14 protein-coding genes are annotated in these 17,120 nt (G+C 54.0%); 12 read left to right on the top strand and 2 right to left on the bottom strand.

The genetic code is table 11. The features are described 5' to 3' along the window. The first annotated feature begins 90 nt into the window (after positions 1-90). The 7 genes from FZ041_RS05980 to araA (FZ041_RS06010) all read left to right on the top strand — a co-directional run bounded on the left by FZ041_RS05980 (position 91) and on the right by araA (FZ041_RS06010) (position 9,107). Positions 91-1,515, top strand: coding sequence for a sugar porter family MFS transporter (locus FZ041_RS05980; RefSeq protein WP_149188907.1), 1,425 nt, complete (start codon positions 91-93; stop codon positions 1,513-1,515). 36 nt (positions 1,516-1,551) lie between these two features. After that, a complete protein-coding gene (locus FZ041_RS05985) occupies positions 1,552-3,162 on the top strand; it encodes a xylulokinase (protein ID WP_149188908.1) in 1,611 nt (536 codons plus the stop codon). A gap of 44 nt (positions 3,163-3,206) precedes the next feature. Continuing rightward, the gene (locus FZ041_RS05990; RefSeq protein ID WP_075442875.1) at positions 3,207-3,935 is read left to right on the top strand and encodes an L-ribulose-5-phosphate 4-epimerase; all 729 of its coding nucleotides are present in this window, start codon (positions 3,207-3,209) and stop codon (positions 3,933-3,935) included. Between the two features lie 42 nt (positions 3,936-3,977). Next, complete coding sequence (gene araA, locus FZ041_RS05995) at positions 3,978-5,402, top strand: L-arabinose isomerase (protein ID WP_075442876.1); 1,425 nt, start codon at positions 3,978-3,980, stop codon at positions 5,400-5,402. A gap of 277 nt (positions 5,403-5,679) precedes the next feature. Further along, on the top strand, positions 5,680-6,021 hold the full coding sequence (locus FZ041_RS06000; RefSeq protein WP_075442902.1) for a PTS sugar transporter subunit IIA: 342 nt from the start codon (positions 5,680-5,682) through the stop codon (positions 6,019-6,021). 13 nt (positions 6,022-6,034) lie between these two features. Next, on the top strand, positions 6,035-7,648 hold the full coding sequence (locus tag FZ041_RS06005) for a xylulokinase (RefSeq protein ID WP_149188909.1): 1,614 nt from the start codon (positions 6,035-6,037) through the stop codon (positions 7,646-7,648). Between the two features lie 34 nt (positions 7,649-7,682). Further along, the gene (gene araA / locus FZ041_RS06010; RefSeq protein ID WP_149188910.1) at positions 7,683-9,107 is read left to right on the top strand and encodes an L-arabinose isomerase; all 1,425 of its coding nucleotides are present in this window, start codon (positions 7,683-7,685) and stop codon (positions 9,105-9,107) included. A gap of 135 nt (positions 9,108-9,242) precedes the next feature. On the opposite strand, the gene FZ041_RS06015 is transcribed toward araA (FZ041_RS06010), so the two are convergent. Beyond that, positions 9,243-10,262 (bottom strand): LacI family DNA-binding transcriptional regulator, encoded by a 1,020-nt coding sequence (locus FZ041_RS06015; protein ID WP_075442879.1) that lies wholly within the window; start codon positions 10,260-10,262, stop codon positions 9,243-9,245. 580 nt (positions 10,263-10,842) lie between these two features. On the opposite strand from FZ041_RS06015, the gene FZ041_RS06020 reads away from it, so the two are divergent. The 4 genes from FZ041_RS06020 (at position 10,843) to yjfF (ending at position 15,677) form a co-directional block, all read left to right on the top strand. Beyond that, positions 10,843-11,868, top strand: coding sequence for an ABC transporter substrate-binding protein (locus FZ041_RS06020; protein WP_149188911.1), 1,026 nt, complete (start codon positions 10,843-10,845; stop codon positions 11,866-11,868). Between the two features lie 187 nt (positions 11,869-12,055). Further along, the gene (locus FZ041_RS06025; RefSeq protein ID WP_075442881.1) at positions 12,056-13,564 is read left to right on the top strand and encodes a sugar ABC transporter ATP-binding protein; all 1,509 of its coding nucleotides are present in this window, start codon (positions 12,056-12,058) and stop codon (positions 13,562-13,564) included. Then, positions 13,564-14,637 carry an ABC transporter permease gene (locus FZ041_RS06030; RefSeq protein WP_149188912.1) on the top strand — a complete coding sequence of 358 codons (1,074 nt, stop codon included), beginning with the start codon at positions 13,564-13,566 and terminating at the stop codon, positions 14,635-14,637. Before FZ041_RS06025 ends, FZ041_RS06030 begins: the two co-directional genes overlap by 1 nt. Beyond that, the gene (yjfF, locus tag FZ041_RS06035) at positions 14,634-15,677 is read left to right on the top strand and encodes a galactofuranose ABC transporter, permease protein YjfF (protein WP_075442883.1); all 1,044 of its coding nucleotides are present in this window, start codon (positions 14,634-14,636) and stop codon (positions 15,675-15,677) included. Before FZ041_RS06030 ends, yjfF begins: the two co-directional genes overlap by 4 nt. Before the next feature lie 141 nt (positions 15,678-15,818). On the opposite strand, the gene FZ041_RS14430 is transcribed toward yjfF, so the two are convergent. After that, entirely contained in the window at positions 15,819-15,989 is a 171-nt protein-coding gene (locus FZ041_RS14430) for a hypothetical protein (protein WP_173371985.1), read from the bottom strand. A gap of 193 nt (positions 15,990-16,182) precedes the next feature. On the opposite strand from FZ041_RS14430, the gene FZ041_RS06040 reads away from it, so the two are divergent. Continuing rightward, a complete protein-coding gene (locus tag FZ041_RS06040; RefSeq protein WP_149188913.1) occupies positions 16,183-17,064 on the top strand; it encodes a LysR family transcriptional regulator in 882 nt (293 codons plus the stop codon). The last annotated feature ends 56 nt before the right edge of the window (positions 17,065-17,120 follow it).

Raw genomic sequence — 17,120 nt, forward strand, 5'->3', positions numbered from 1 at the left:
ATGATATACGTGTGCTATATTAAGACCATGAAATGTGCTCGAACACAATTTAAAAGATACCACTTAAAACCTATATGGAGGGGATATGAAATGAAAACAAGCACAGGTAAAAGTGCAGGCAAGAAGATTTCTAGCAAGTTCATATATTTCTTTGGTTCCTTTGGTGGCATTTTGTTTGGCTACGACATCGGCGTCATGACCGGTGCCCTGCCGTTCCTGCAGAATGATTGGGGCTTGCAGGGGAATGCAAGCGTCATCGGCTGGATCACTTCAGCCGTCATGTTTGGTGCGATTTTCGGTGGCGCTCTGGCTGGCCAGCTCTCAGACCGTCTGGGCCGCCGCAAGATGATCCTGCTTTCTGCACTTATCTTTATCATTGGTTCGGTTCTGTCTGGTATTGCACCACAGGATGGTACATTGTATCTCATTGCTGTGCGCACGCTCCTGGGCTTAGCGGTTGGTGCAGCATCGGCATTGGTTCCGGCTTATATGTCGGAGATGGCGCCAGCACGGCTGCGCGGCAGTTTGTCCGGAATCAATCAGACCATGATCGTATCTGGTATGCTGCTTTCCTATGTGGTTGATTACCTGCTCAAGGATATGCCGGAAATGATCGCTTGGCGCTTGATGCTCGGCTTGGCGGCTGTCCCGGCTGTCATCCTGTTCTTCGGCGTCCTGCACCTGCCGGAATCGCCGCGTTTCCTTGTCCGTGGCGGCAAGCTGGCTGAGGCGCGTCAGGTATTGGCCTGCATCCGTCCCGAGTCCGAGGTTGAAGCTGAGCTGGCCGACATCCAGGCTACGGCTCGTGATGAACAGCAGGCAAAACAGTCTACTTCACTTTCTACACTTGTCTCGAACAAATACCGCTATCTCGTTGCTGCTGGTGTTGGTGTTGCTGCTTTCCAGCAGTTCCAGGGTGCTAACGCTATCTTCTACTATATTCCGATGATTGTGGAGCAGGCTACGGGCCAGGCTGCCAGCTCGCAGCTCATGTGGCCGATCATCCAGGGTATCATTCTCGTACTTGGTTCTTTGGTATTCTTGGGAATCGCCGATCGCTTCAACCGCCGCACGCTGCTGACGGTAGGCGGTACGGTCATGGGCTTGTCCTTCATCCTGCCGGCAGTGCTCAACAGCCTGATCCCGGGCATGGATCCGATGATGATTGTCTTCTTCCTCTGCATCTATGTAGCGTTCTATTCCTTTACGTGGGCTCCGCTCACTTGGGTCATCGTCGGTGAGATTTTCCCGCTGGCTATCCGTGGCCGTGCTTCGGGTATGGCATCTTCGTTCAACTGGATCGGTTCGTTCCTTGTTGGCCTGCTGTTCCCGATCATGACGGCTACGATCTCGCAGGCAGCTGTGTTTGCCATCTTCGGTGTCATTTGCCTGCTTGGTGTGGCCTTCATCCGCAATTGCGTGCCGGAGACCCGTGGCCATACGTTGGAGGAGATTGAGGCTGCTGGTACTCGCCATGGCGAGGCAGAGGATGCAAAGCCTGTACTGATGCATTGAGGCGTCGAAGCTGGAAATGACTATGGGGGACTACTGATGGAACTTATGAAGAATGCGGCCAGCATTGAAAATGGCGAAACGGCCCTTGGTATTGAGCTGGGGTCGACAAGAATCAAAACTGTGCTCGTGAACAGAAATTGCGAGACATTGGCGTCGGCCAGCTATGAGTGGGAAAACCAGCTGGAGGACGGCATCTGGACGTATGATCTTGACCGTGCCTGGGCTGGTATCCAGACCTGTTTCACGCAGGTGGCAGCCGACGTGCGCAGCCGCTATCATGTATCGTTCACCAAAATCGGTGCTATCGGCGTCAGTGCGATGATGCATGGGTATCTGCCCTTTGATGCCGAGGGACGCCAGCTGGCTGGCTTCCGTACTTGGCGCAACAACATCACGGGGGAGGCTGCCGATGCCTTGACGCAGGAGTTTGCCTTCAATATCCCGCAGCGCTGGAGCATTGCGCATCTCTATCAGGCAATCCTGAATGGCGAGGAGCATGTCGGCAAGATCGATTTCCTGACGACGTTGGCTGGCTATATCCATTGGAAATTGTCAGGGGAGAAGGTACTGGGCATCGGTGATGCTTCGGGCATGTTCCCGATTGACAGTGTGGCCGGCGATTACGATGCTGCCATGCTGGCAAAATTTGGGCAGTTGGAAAAGGTACAGCCGTACAGCTGGGATCTCAAGGCGATACTGCCGCAGGTCCTCAAAGCCGGGGAAAAAGCCGGCGTGCTGACGCCAGAAGGTGCGCGTCTGCTCGACCCGTCGGGCAAGCTCGAATGGGGCAGCCTGATGGCACCGCCGGAAGGTGATGCTGGTACTGGCATGGTCGGTACGAACAGTGTCCGCAAACGCACGGGCAATATCTCTGTCGGTACTTCGGCGTTCTCGATGAACGTTCTCGATGCGCCCCTCAAGGAAGTCCATCAGGATATCGACATGGTCACGACACCGGATGGTGCTCCCGTTGCCATGGTGCATACGAATAACTGCTCGTCGGATCTCAATGCTTGGGTCTCGCTCTTTGGCGAGTTTGCTGAGGCGATGGGACATGGGCTCAAACCCGATAAGCTCTACGGCCTGCTGTTCAACCAGACGCGGCTGGCTGATAAGGATGCCGGCGGTCTGCTGAATTACAGCTGCCTGTCGGGTGAGAACATCACGCGCGTCGTGCAGGGCCGTCCGCTCTTCCTGCGTACGCCGCACAGCCATATGAATCTGGCGAATTTCATGCTGTCACAGCTCTATGCAGCCTTTGCACCCCTCAAGATCGGCATGGATATCCTCGTCCGTGAGGAGGGCGTGAAGACCGATGTGATGATCGCGCAGGGCGGCTTGTTCCAGACGCCAGTCATCGGCCAGCAGGTGCTTGCCGATGCACTGGGGATACCCATCACGGTCATGGAGACAGCGGGCGAAGGTGGCCCGTGGGGCATGGCTGTGCTGGCGGTCTTTGCCAAATGGGGCATGCCGGAGGAGACGCTGGCCGACTTCCTCGATCGCCATGTCTTCCGCCATCCGGAGAGCTCGACGCTCACGCCGAATGCGCAGGGCGTAGCTGGCTGCCAGGCCTTCATCAAGGCATATCAGGCCGGCTTGGCTGTCGAGAAAAAGGCCGGTACGGCTGTCAAGGAGACGGCCTGAGCAGGTCATAGTCAGGATTTCCAGTCAAGAAAGGATCTTTTATCATGTTAGAAGCGTTGAAGCAAGAAGTCTATGAGGCGAATATGATGCTGCCGAAGCTCGGCATTGTTACCTTTACCTGGGGCAATGTTTCGGGAATCGATCGCGAGCAGGGACTCTTTGTCATCAAGCCGTCGGGAGTTCCCTATGAGGATCTCAAGGCGGAGGACATGGTCGTCGTCGATATGGAGGGCCATGTGGTGGAAGGTGAGATGAATCCCTCGAGCGATACGATGACGCATCTGGTGCTATATAAGGAGTTCCCGAATATCGGGGCTGTTGTCCATACGCATTCTTCGTGGGCGGTATCGTTCGCCGAAGCCGGGCTGCCAATCGAGGCGCTGGGCACGACGCATGCCGATACCTTCTACGGTGATGTGCCGGTGACCGAGGCCCTGACCAAGGAAGAAATCGAGGGAGCCTATGAGGAGAATACCGGTCATGTCATCGTCCGGACATTCCGCAAACTGGGCATCGATCCCGATGCTGTCCCGGCAGTGCTCGTCAAGCAGCATGGCCCGTTCACCTGGGGGCCGACGCCGAAAAAAGCCGTGGAGACGGCCAAGATCCTTGATGTCGTGGCGGAGATGAACTACCATGCGCTGCAGCTCACGCGGGCGGATGAACGCGTACCGCAGTTCCTGCTCGATAAGCATTACTATCGCAAGCATGGTGCCAATGCCTACTATGGGCAGAATAATGCCAAGTCAAACAGTGGTGTCACGCATCGCTGAGCAGATACCGTATTTTCAGAACAAGCGAAGGGAAGAATTATCATGTTAGAGACGAAAGAATATGAGTTTTGGTTTGTAGCTGGCAGCCAGTTCCTCTATGGCGAGGAGCAGCTCCGCAATGTTGCCCGCGATGTAGAGGATATGACGGCAAAGCTCAACGCAAGCGGCAAACTGCCGTATAAAGTTGTCTGCAAAGGGGTCATGACGACGGCTGATGGCATCACGGATTTCATGAAAGAGGTCAACTATCACGATGAGGTGGCTGGTGTCATCACTTGGATGCACACCTTCTCGCCGGCCAAGAACTGGATCCGCGGCACGAAACTCCTGCAGAAACCGTTGCTGCATCTGGCAACGCAGTATCTCAATGAGATCCCGTATGCGACAATCGACTTTGACTATATGAACCTCAACCAGAGTGCCCATGGCGACCGCGAGTATGGCTATCTGAATGCCCGCCTCGGTCTCAACAACAAGATCGTCTATGGCTGGTGGGGCGATGAGGAAGTGCAGCAGGAGATTGCTGACTGGCAGGATGTTGCCGTAGCTTATAACGAGAGCTTCAAGATCCGCGTCTGCCGCTTTGGCGACACGATGCGCGATGTTGCCGTCACCGAGGGCGACAAGGTCGAAGCGCAGATCCAGCTGGGCTGGACGGTCGACTACTGGCCAGTCGGCGAGCTGGTGGATGTCATCGATGCAATCGATGAGAAGGCCATCGATGCTGAGTATGAGAAATTGCAGCGTGACTACACGCTGAATCCGCAGCATAACAGCGAAGAGAAATTCGCTGAATCGGTACGCTATCAGCTGCGTGAATATCTGGGCATCAAACAGTTCCTCGATGAGAAGGGCTATACGGCATTCTGCACGAACTTCCAGGATCTCAAGGGGCTCAAACAGCTGCCAGGTCTTGCCGCACAGCTCCTGATGCGTGATGGCTATGGATTCGGTGCGGAAGGCGACTGGAAACATGCCGCGCTTACGCGTTTGCTGAAAATCCTGTCGCATAATGACCGGACGGTATTCATGGAAGATTACACGCTCGATCTGCGCAAAGGCCATGAAGCTATCCTTGGTGCGCATATGCTTGAGGTTGACCCGACGATTGCCAGCGATAAGCCGAAGGTTGAGGTCCATCCGCTCGATATCGGCGGCAAGGATGATCCGGCACGCCTGGTATTCACTGGCGCTGATGGCGATGCCATCGATGTGACGATCGCTGATTTCCGCGACGGGTTCCGCATCATCAGCTATCCAGTCACCTGCCGCAAGGCTGAGGCTGAGACGCCGCATCTGCCAGTAGCGAAACAGCTCTGGACGCCGACCGTCGGCCTCAAGGAAGGCGCAACCCGCTGGCTCGAAGCTGGCGGCGGCCACCATACGGTATTGAGCTTCTCAATCAAAGAATCCCAGCTGCATGACCTTGCGGTTATGTTGGGCACGGATTTGGTAGAAATCTGCTAACCTCTGAAATACAGATATAAGTTCCCCGGAGAAGTCCGCTGGTTCAGAAACATGGAGCCAGCGGGCTTTTCTTATAGGAATTGCAGGTTGTCTGGCATGTATGCGGATCAATTTTCTATGGCTGCGGCCATTGGCAGATAAAGGATACGATAAAATAAGATATAAATAATAAAGATATTGACAAAATAGGATAACAATGCTATAGTTTAGTCAATAGATGTGCTCGGACACAAAGAGCGCAGGACAATCACTCCGTGCAAGAAGGGAGAATATGAGGATGGAAGCTTCTCGTGAACTACTGCTGCAGAAGATGCTAAAAGCGGCGAATGACGCAAGACTCAGCTATCTAAAGGCGATTCATGCGGCTCGCAACAGGGATTTCGACAAGGCGAAGAATCTGCTGGAAACCGGTGACGGCCACGCTGATATCGGGCACGAGATCCATACCAGTCTCATGCAGGAAATATTGTCGTTGAGCGGCAAGGAGCTGCTGCTTCTGATCCATGCGGAAGATCAGCTCACCGGTGCCGAAGGGAACAAAGCGCTGGCCGTGGAGAGCATACACATCTATCAGGCGATGCAATACGCACAATCGAATGTAGGATCACATGCAGTGTGAGAGGTGTCTAGCAATGAATGAAGAAGAGATTCGGGCCAGCATTGAGGCTGGTGATACCGCGCTGGGACTGGAGCTGGGGTCGACGAACATCAAAGCCGTGCTCGTTACAAAGGATTTCCGCACGGTCGCCAGTGGCAGTCACGGCTGGGAAAACACGCTGAAGGATGGTATCTGGACGTATTCGCTCGATGAAGTATGGGAGGGCATACAGCGGTGCTATCAGAATCTGGCTGCTGAGGTGCAGACGCGTTATGGCATTGAATTGAGGAAGATTGGTGCCATCGGCGTCAGCGCTATGATGCATGGCTATCTGGCTTTTGATCGGGAGGGAGCGCAGCTGGCGGAGTTCCGCACTTGGCGTAACAATATCACGGCAGCTGCCGCGGATGAGCTCACCAAGGCGTTTGACTTCAATATCCCGCAGCGCTGGAGCATTGCCCATCTATATCAGGCCATCATGAATGGCGAGGAATCCGTACGTGACATCGGCTTTTTGACGACACTGGCCGGCTATGTGCACTGGGAGCTCACAGGGGAGAAGGTGCTGGGCATCGATGATGCATCGGGCATGTTCCCCATCGATCCGGCGACCGGGACATATGATGAGGCACGGTTAGCGATATTTGATAAGCTGGAGCTGGTAGAAAAGCAGCCATGGAAGCTCAAGGATATCCTGCCAGCCGTTAAAGTCGCGGGTGAGCAGGCAGGCAGGCTTACGGACTATGGTGCGAAGATGCTCGATGTGAGTTGGAAGTTGGAGCCGGGAAGTCTCATGGCACCGCCGGAAGGCGATGCCGGTACGGGCATGGTCAGCACGAATGCCGTGCGCAAATGCACGGGCAATATCTCAGTCGGCACGTCGGCTTTCTCGATGAATGTGCTGGAGCAGCCGCTCAAGGCGGTGCATCAGGATATCGACATTGTCATGACGCCGGATGGAGCGCCAGTGGCTATGGTGCATACGAATAACTGCACGTCAGACCTCAATGCCTGGATGGGTATCTTTGCTGATGTAGCCAAAGCCGTGGGCGCAACCGTAACGACGGCGGAGCTTTACGGCAGGCTGCTGGGAACCGTCAAGGCAGCCCGCAAGGACGCTGGTGGGCTGGTGAATTACAGCTGCCTGTCGGGCGAGAATATCACGCGCATCGAGAGCGGGCGGCCACTGTTTGTCCGCACGCCGCACAGTGCGATGAACTTGGGGAATTTCCTGCTGGCGCAGCTCTATGGTGCCTTTGCGCCATTGCGCATCGGCATGGATATCCTGACTGGCGAAGAGCAGGTGGAGTCCGCGGGGATGATTGCGCAAGGCGGTTTGTTCAAGACACCGGAAATCGCGCAGCAGGCATTGGCGGATTTCCTCGGCATGCCGATCACGATCATGGAGACGGCCGATGCGGGCGGCCCTTGGGGGATGGCTTTATTGGCCGTCTATGCGGCGGAGCCCGAGGACAGCCGCAAGCCGTTAGCGGATTTCCTCGATCAGGAGGTATTCCGTGGCGTAAAGAGCACGACCTGCACACCGACGGCCGCTGGCCGCGAGGGGGCAGATCGCTTCATCAAGGCTTATCGCAGCGGCTTGCCGGCAGAGATTGCAGCGGCAGCCATCGCTGATGTAGATGAGTAATCCATATTTTATAGTACAAAGGAGTCGGTCACTTATGTTGAATGTACCTAACTATGAATTTTGGTTCGTTGCTGGCAGCCAGTTCCTCTACGGCGAGGAGCAGCTCAAGAATGTTGCGCGTGATACGCAGGACATCGTGGATAAGCTCAATGCGAGTGGCAAGCTGCCGTACAAGGTGGTCTGCAAGGGCGTCATGACGACGGCTGATGGCATCACGCAGTTCATGAAGGATGTCAACTATCACGATGAGGTAGCTGGTGTCATTACCTGGATGCATACCTTCTCGCCGGCCAAGAACTGGATCCGCGGTACGAAACTGCTGCAGAAACCGCTGCTGCATTTGGCGACGCAGTACCTCAATGAGATTCCGTATGCGACGATCGACTTTGACTATATGAACCTCAACCAGAGTGCTCATGGTGATCGGGAATACGGCTATCTGAACGCTCGTCTCGGCCTCAACAATAAGATTGTCTATGGCTTCTGGGGCGATGAGGAAGTGCAGCGGGAGATTGCCGATTGGCAGGATGTGGCTGTGGCCTATAATGAAAGCTTCAAGATCCGTGTCTGCCGCTTTGGCGATACGATGCGCGATGTTGCCGTCACCGAGGGCGACAAAGTCGAGGCGCAGATCCAGCTGGGCTGGACGGTTGACTACTGGCCGGTCGGCGAACTTGTCGATGTCGTGGATGCTGTCGATGAGAAGGATATCGATGTGGCTTATGAGAAGCTCAAGGCGGAGTATGACTTGAATCCGCAGGATAATAGCGCGGAGCATTTCACGGAATCCGTGCGCTATCAGCTGCGCGAATACATTGCCATCAAGAAATTCCTCGATGACCGCGGGTATAGTGCATTCTGCACGAATTTCCAGGATCTCAAGGGCTTGAAGCAGCTGCCAGGACTGGCAGCGCAGCTCTTGATGCGTGATGGCTATGGCTTTGGTGCAGAGGGCGACTGGAAGCATGCCGCACTCACGCGCCTGCTCAAGATCATGGCCCGCAATGACCGTACGGTCTTCATGGAGGACTATACCCTCGACCTGCGCAAGGGGCACGAGGCTATTTTGGGCGCGCATATGCTTGAGGTCGATCCGACTATCGCAAGTGACAAACCGAAGGTCGAAGTGCACCCGCTCGACATCGGTGGCAAGGACGATCCCGCTCGTCTGGTGTTCACGGGGGCTGACGGGGCAGCTGTCGATGTCACGGTGGCTGATTTCCGCGAGGGCTTCCGGCTGATATACTATCCGGTGGACTGCCGCAAGGCTGAGGCGGAGACGCCGCATCTGCCGGTGGCTAAGCAGCTCTGGACGCCGACGGTAGGGCTCAAAGAGGGCTCTACGGCATGGATCCAGGCTGGTGGCGGCCATCATACCGTGTTGAGCTTCCATCTGACGACCGAGCAGATCCGTGAGCTCGGGATCATGCTGGGCATGGATATCGTAGAAATCTGCTGAAAAGAGGGAATCTGTTGGCTTGAAATCGGAGGCGGCAGATTCCCTTTTTGCTTTGGGGATTTGCAGTTTGTTCAGCGTGAAGAGTATTTTTGCATAGAAAAATGGAGCTGTTTTTTCAGCTCCATTTTTGTGTATTTAGTCGACAACGTTTTCGAGGATGCGGATTTCGTTGCGCATGATGTATTTTTCGTGTTCTGGCTTGATGCCGTTGACGAGGTAGTCAAAGACCACTTGCATGGCACGTCGGCCTTGCTGGCGTGGGTGCTGGTATATGGCAGCCTGGATGATGTGGTCGCGCATCATCCGTATCGTTGAGGGGATCGTATCGAAGACCACCATCACGATGTCGCGGCGGTTCTGGGCGACCACGGCGCGGGCGGCACCGTAGGCACCGGAGGAGATGATGAAGAGCGCATTGGTCTCGGGATGTTCGGCTAAAAGCTGCCGGGTTTCCTCGTAGGAAATCATGTCATCATCGTCGTTCTCGCGGACGCCCATGAGCTCGAAGCCCTCGGTCTTCTCGAGTACCTCTAGGAAGCCCTTGAGGCGTTCACGATGGCCCTGCATGCTTTGCGATCCCATCAGCACGCCGGCATGGATGCCTGGCGGCGCGATCATCTTGAGCAGGGCACCAGCTGTGCGTCCGCCCTGCAGATAGTCTGTACCGACATAGCAGTGGCGGCGGCAGGTATCGACGTCGTTGTTGATGGTCACGACGAATATCCCCTGTGTCACCAGATTGTCCAGCTTGGCGATGATGCGTTTGTCATTGACGGGGTTGATGATGAGCGCGTTGACTTCCTGCGCCAGTTCATCGATGATGCCGCATTGCTCGTCGACATTGAAGCCGCGCATGCTGCGCCAGAGGACTTTCATGCCGTAGTTCTCGTATTTGAGGGCGGCTTTGCGCATCGGCAGCAGCACATCGTCGAAGAAGGGGACACCTTCGGAGGCAATGAGCACACCGACGATGGGATTCTTCTTGCGGGCGGCCAGCGCTTTGCCTGCGGGGTTCGGCTGATAGTTGAGCTGTTTGGCGGTATCGAGCACGAGTTGTCTTTTTTCGGGCTTCACGTTGCCGCGGTTATTGAGGACACGATCAACGGTTCCCCGGGAAACGCCGCAGAGTTCGGCGATTTGTTTGATAGTAACCATAAAGGGCACCTCGCTTTATATATAATGTACATTTATGATTTCTTAATGGGGTCCATAAATGGATGATAGGAATATAGTTTCGTCGTGGGGGAAGGGGAATCCTGCACGAGCACAGTTATTTTTTTTGCAAGGCGGCGTGCGGAAAAATTTTTCTGCTGTCTCCAAGGCGAACACAAAGTGGCGTGAAGTGGCGTCCGTGCTGGTGTGTTGGTGTTCGTGCACATGATAACAAACAGGAATAAAACATACACAAACAAAAACAAAGAATAAAAAACGTATTGACAACTGCGGAGTGAAAGTGTATTGTAATAGCAAGAGAACGAAATGGTTCTGTAGCTTGGAAGTAAGGAGTGTTACCGTTGGGGGCAGTGCTGGTTCTATTATTGTCTGATTTTTTGTAATAAACAGGATTGTTTTTAAACTTTTCTGTGCACGAGAACAGAAGCAGTGAGACGGAACTCCTGAAACCGGAAAAGGAATCACTCCCGGAGAATCGAGGTGGACAAGCGGGAAGGCTGGTTCCGGGCAGAGCCCACAATAATGTACTGATGGCAGTACGAAAAGCAAAGGAGACGAAAACATGAAAAAGATCATTGCATTACTTTTGGCAGCAGCCATGATGATCGTTGCAGCCGGTTGTGGCGGCGGACAGTCCGCAAGCAGTGGAAGCGGCTCGGGCTCAGGCTCTGGCGGCAAGCAGATAACGATGGGCTTCTCACAGATCGGAGCGGAATCCGAGTGGAGAACGGCCAATACGGAATCCATCAAACAGGCAGCTAAAGATGCAGGTATCAACTTGCAGTTCTCGGATGCACAGCAGAAACAGGAGAACCAGATCAAGGCTATCCGTTCCTTCATTGCACAGGGCGTTGATATCATCGCTTTCGTTCCTATCGTTGAAACCGGTTGGGACACGGTGCTCAAAGAAGCAAAAGATGCGAAGATTCCGGTTATCGTTGTTGACCGCGATGTCAAACTCAGCGATGATTCCCTCTACGTTGCTAAAATCGGTACGGACTCTGTCAAAGAAGGCAACAACGTCTTCAAATGGATCGATGAGTACATGGCTAAAGAGAAAAAGACCCCGCGTGATGGCGGCAGCCAGTACAATGTCGTAATTCTTGAGGGCACGGTTGGTTCTTCCGTAGCTATCCGCCGTCAGGAAGGTTTCAAAGATGCAATGGCTAAAGCAGCTGATGCAGGCAAGTACAACATCCTCGCTTCCCAGACTGGTGAGTTCACCCGCCAGAAAGGCCAGGAAGTCATGGAGTCCTTCCTCAAATCCTATGGTCCGAAAATCGACATCCTCTTCGCTCACAACGATGACATGGCTCTCGGTGCTATCCAGGCAATCGAGAAAGCTGGTCTGAAACCGGGCAAAGATATCACGATCATTTCCATCGATGGTGTCAAAGGCATGTTCCAGGCTATGATCGATGGCAAAGCAAACTGCACGGTTGAGTGCAACCCGCTGCAGGGACCGCTGCTCATGGAGACGGCTAAGAAGATCCTCGCTGGCGAGAAAGTCGAAAAACTCGTCTATGTCGATGAGGGCGTATTCCCGGCAGATGTCGCAGCAAAGACGCTCCCAGAGCGCAAATATTAATTGATTCCCCTTTCCAATCAATCCAAATACGCAGCTTAGGATAAACAGGCCGCGCCCGTACGTCGTATGAGTTCGGACGCGGCTGTTTTTATCCGCAGATAGATCCAAAAGGAACAATTCAGGACTTATCCGTGTGGTTTATAACTGATTCCGAGTGTATTGAGTTTCCTGGTTAGGAGTGAAGATCATGGCACAAGCTCTATTGGAGATGCGGTATATAGATAAGGTATTCCCGGGCGTCAAGGCACTATCGAACGTCAATTTCACGCTCCACGCCGGGGAAATCCACTCCCTGATGGGAGAGAACGGCGCCGGCAAGTCGACGCTGGTCAAGGTACTTACGGGTGTTTATCAGCGCGATGGTGGTACCATCGTCATGAATGGCAAGCCCATTTCACCGAAGACGCCGAAGGAGGCCCAGGAGTGTGGCATTTCGACGGTGTATCAGGAGGTGAACCTCTGCTCGAACCTCACGGTGGCAGAGAATATCTTCATTGGCCGCGAGCCGAAGAAGCACGGTTTCATTGACTGGAAAACAATCAACCAGCGGTCCGAGGAACTCCTCGCAAAGTTGGATGTTCATATTGATGTGACAAAGACACTCGACAACTATTCGGTCGCCCTGCAGCAGATGATCGCCATTGCGCGCGCTGTCGATGTCGATGCGAAGATCCTGATCCTCGATGAGCCGACTTCCTCGCTCAACGAGGAGGAGACGGCGCATCTGTTCAAGATCATGCGCCAGTTGCAGAAGCAGGGCATGGGGATTGTCTTCATCTCCCATTTCCTCGATCAGATCTATGAGATCTGCGACCATATCACCGTATTGCGCAACGGCGAGCTGGTAGGTTCCTATGAGGTAGCGAAGCTGCCGCGCCTGGAGCTCATCGCCAAGATGGTCGGCAAGGAGCTCAGTGATGTCAAGGATATGGACAAATTCGCAGAGAAGAGCACGCCGTCGGAGGAGGTCTTCCTCGATGCTAAGGGGATTGGCGCCGTTGGCAAGCTGCGCGAGGTGGACGTGACCATCCACAAGGGCGAGGTCATCGGTTTTGCAGGGCTTTTGGGTTCTGGGCGCACCGAGACGGCGGATCTCTTGTTTGGCATCGACCAGATCAGCAAGGGCGCCATCAGCATCAATGGCAAGAAAATCAATCTCAAGAACCCGATGGATGCCATGGAGCAGAAGATCGGCTTCTGTCCTGAAGACCGCAAGCTCTCAGGCATCATCGGCGACCTGTCGGTGCGTGAGAACATCATCCTCGCGATGCAGGCGAAGGATGGTATCATGCGCCATATCCCCTACGAAGAGCAGTGCAGGATTGCAGATGATTGCATCAAGCTGCTCAAAATCAAGGTTTCCGACCGCGAGCAGCTCGTCAAGAACTTGTCGGGCGGCAATCAGCAGAAAGTCATCATTGCCCGCTGGCTTGCGACGCAGCCGAGCCTGCTTATCCTCGATGAGCCGACGCGCGGCATCGATGTCGGCACGAAGACGGAAATCCAGAAGATGGCGATTGCCTTGGCGAAGCAGCGTGGCATGTCGGTCGTGTTCATCTCGTCGGAGATGGATGAGATGGTCCGTACCTGCACGAAACTCATCGTCATGCGTGACCGTCGTAAGGTGGCAGAACTCACGGGCGATGACATCAGTTCGGATGGCGTCATGAAAGCAATTGCGGGAGGTGCAGCCTGATGGATATGCTGAAAAGGTTTTCAGGAAGTTCGCTTTTCCTGCCGGTAGTAGCCCTTTTGGTACTGCTGGTATTCAACACGATTTTCGTCGATGGGTTCCTGTCGATACAGCTGACCGAGGATGGCAGGCTGTATGGCCGTCTCATCGATATCCTTAACCGTTCCTGTTCGTTGATTATCCTGGCGCTGGGCATGACTTTCGTCATTGCGACGAGCGGTATCGATATTTCCGTCGGTGCTGTGGTAGCCATCTCGGCTGCTGTGGTCTGCACGATGATTGGCGGCCGTGGCGATGGTGTAGCTCAGATGCCGATGGCAATGGCAATGCTTGCTGCTGTTGGCGTTGGTGTCCTCTGCGGCATGTGGAACGGCCTTTTGGTCGCTAAGTTCAAGATCCAGGCCGTTGTCGCTACTCTGATTCTCATGACGGCTGGCCGTGGTGTGGCACAGCTCATGACGGAGGGCCAGATCATCACGGTCTACTATAAACCATTTGAGTATATTGCTGGCTTTTTGCCGGGCATGCCGCTGCCGACAAATATTTTCATTGCCCTCGCAATGGTCTTGCTGGTAGCAGTGCTGATGAAGAAGACGAGTATCGGGCTCTTTGTCCAGTCGGTCGGCATCAATCCGACGGCGGCCAGATATGCGGGCATCAACGTTACACTGGTCATCTTCCTTGTCTATGCGTTTTCGGGGCTTTGCGCGGGCGTCTCGGGCCTCATTGAAAGTTCCCTGATCCGCGCAGCCGATGCCAATAATGCCGGCCTCAACATGGAGATGGATGCCATCCTGGCTGTTGCCCTTGGTGGTACGCTGCTTTCGGGTGGCAAGTTCTACATCGGTGGTTCGGTCATCGGTGCTATCACAATCCAGACGCTGACAACGACAATGTATGCGCTCGGTGTTTCTGCTGACCAGCTGCCGGTTGTCAAGGCAATCGCGGTCATCATCATCTGCTTGATCCAGTCGAAAAAAGCCCAGGAGCTTTTCGATGCATGGAAAGCACGGCGGGCAGCGGGGAAACCGCGCCCAAAAAAGTTGGTTGATGGAAAGGTGGTGGAGCAGCCATGAGAAACAGACTTAATGACATCATAGCATCCAAATATTTCTCATTTTTCGTCACAGTGCTCCTGTTTGCCATTCTTTATGGTGCAGGTATTGCCATGTATAAGGGCTTTATGCGGCCGCAGGTTTTCTTGAATCTCTTCATCGATAATGCGGCGCTGATCATCGTCACGGTGGGTATCACGTTCACGCTGATCATCGCGGGGATCGACCTGTCAGTCGGTGCCGTGCTGGCACTGGTCTGCATGGTGCTCGCGTGGCTGCTGGCCAATACGGGCCTGCCACTTGGCCTGTGTGTGCTCATCGTCATGGTCATGGGAACGGTCTTCGGCGCAGCGCAGGGCTATATCATCTCGAAGTTCGATCTGCAGCCGTTCATCATCACGCTGGCGGGCATGTTCTTCTGCCGCGGCCTCACGGCCGTCATCTCGCAGGATACGATCCAGATCGAGAATCCGACCTGGGTGGCGCTGGCAAGCTATCGTGTCGATGTCGGCGTGGGCTTCATCTCGATCGGCGCTATCGTGGCGCTGCTGACGATTGTCGTGGCGGCTATCGTGCTTGGCTTCACGAAATTTGGCCGCACAGTATTTGCTATCGGTGGCAGTGAGTCGTCGTCAGCGCTCATGGGCTTGCCGGTATTCCGCACGAAGGTCATGGTCTATGCTATCTCGGGCTTCTGCTCGTCGCTGGGTGGTCTGGCCTATAGCCTCATCATGCTGACTGGCTATAACCTGCATGGTCTGGGCATGGAGATGGATGCCATCGCCTCCTCGGTCATCGGCGGCACGCTGCTGACTGGCGGTGTCGGCTTCATCCCTGGTGCGCTTGTCGGTGTGCTGATCCAGGGCGTCATCCTGACCTTCATCAGTTTCCAGGGAACGCTTTCCGCTTGGTGGACGAAGATTGTTGTCGGTGCCCTGCTCTGCGTGTTCATCATCATGCAGGCATTCATCACGGAGCAGAAGAGCAAACTCTCCTCGAAGAGCTCTATGGAGGATGGCGGACAGCCGCCAGCCAAGCCTGCCCCTAGTGCACAAGGCTGATAGATACAGCCAAAAGCCCCTGACCGTCGTGTAATGGCGGTCAGGGGCTTTTGGCACGAAAAAAACGCCCGAGGGGAATCGGGCGCATTTCCAGATGTGATGTTGTGTTGTATTGTATTTATGGAAAGGAAGAGAGAAATCTTAGCTGCGGTTTACGTCGAAATCAGCAGCGTTGACGTCCATGAGCTTGGACGGATCGACATTGGAATAGATGCCCGGACGGACTTCATAGCTCTTCATGTAGTCAGAAGTAGCTTCCATGAGGTCGTTCGTATAGCTCTCAACGTGTTTTTCCCACATGCTTTTCATCATAAACCGCTCCTTTACAAAATAAAGTCATACATAAGATTTATTCTTACTTAACCACTGGATTTATACATATTATGACATGGCCGTTTTTATTTGTGAAATACCTTGTTTTGATAATATATAGCTTTTTTCTATTAGCATATGCTATACTTGAAACAAGAGAGTATTTGCGGAATCAGACAGGGAGGGCGCGGCAATGACGATTATCCAGATGCGCTATTTCTATGAGGTCTGCCAGTGGCAGAACATCACTAAGGCAGCAGAGCACCTGCATGTATCCCAGCCGACAATCAGCGTCGCCATGCAGGCATTGGAGACAGAGACAGGACTCAATCTTTTCCACCGCGAGGGGCGTAAGATCATCATCACACATGATGGCAGTAAATTACTTGGCAAAGTCAAACACATTCTTGACCAGATGGACCAGCTGGAAGAAGAGATCCAGGATATGGCGCATAACCGCAACCATATCCGCATGGCACTGCCGCTGCAGCTCGGTACCCAGTTCTTGCCATTGGTCCTTGGCGATTTCCGTTGGCTGCACCCGGAAATCCGGCTCGACATCATCGAGTCAGGTGGCATCAGTGCCCTGCATATGGTTGAGGATGAGAAGCTCGATATCGCCTTGACAAACTACGAGAGCGGCTTCAGCAACAAGCTCAACTATCAGAAGCTGTTTACCTGCGAATGCTGCTTCGTCACTTATCCGGAACACCCGCTGGCCGAGCGTGAGTCGGTGTCGTTTGCAGATTTCGCTGAGGAGCCGTTGGTCATGCTCGACAGCAATTTCTTTGTCTATCATATGGTGCATGATTTGTTTGCCAAGGCAGACAGGAAGGCAAATATCGTCCATTATTCGCCCTACCTCCATACCATCAAGACGCTCGTCAAGAGCGGCATTGTATCGACGTTCCTGACACGGCAGGCCATCCTGCCGGATGACCATCTCGTCGTGATACCGCTGACGGAGCCGTTCTATATCAATTCGGGCATCGTGACCAAGAAGGGACGCCAGATCTACGAAGATGAGCGCATCCTTATGGAATATCTGCAGAATATCACCAAAGCGCTCAAATGAGTGCTTCGGTTGGGCTGTATAGGATCGTGAATATGTGCAAAAAATCCGTTGGCTAT

This window comes from Pseudoselenomonas caprae, from assembly GCF_008271345.1.
GTDB classification, from domain to species: domain Bacteria; phylum Bacillota; class Negativicutes; order Selenomonadales; family Selenomonadaceae; genus Selenomonas_A; species Selenomonas_A caprae.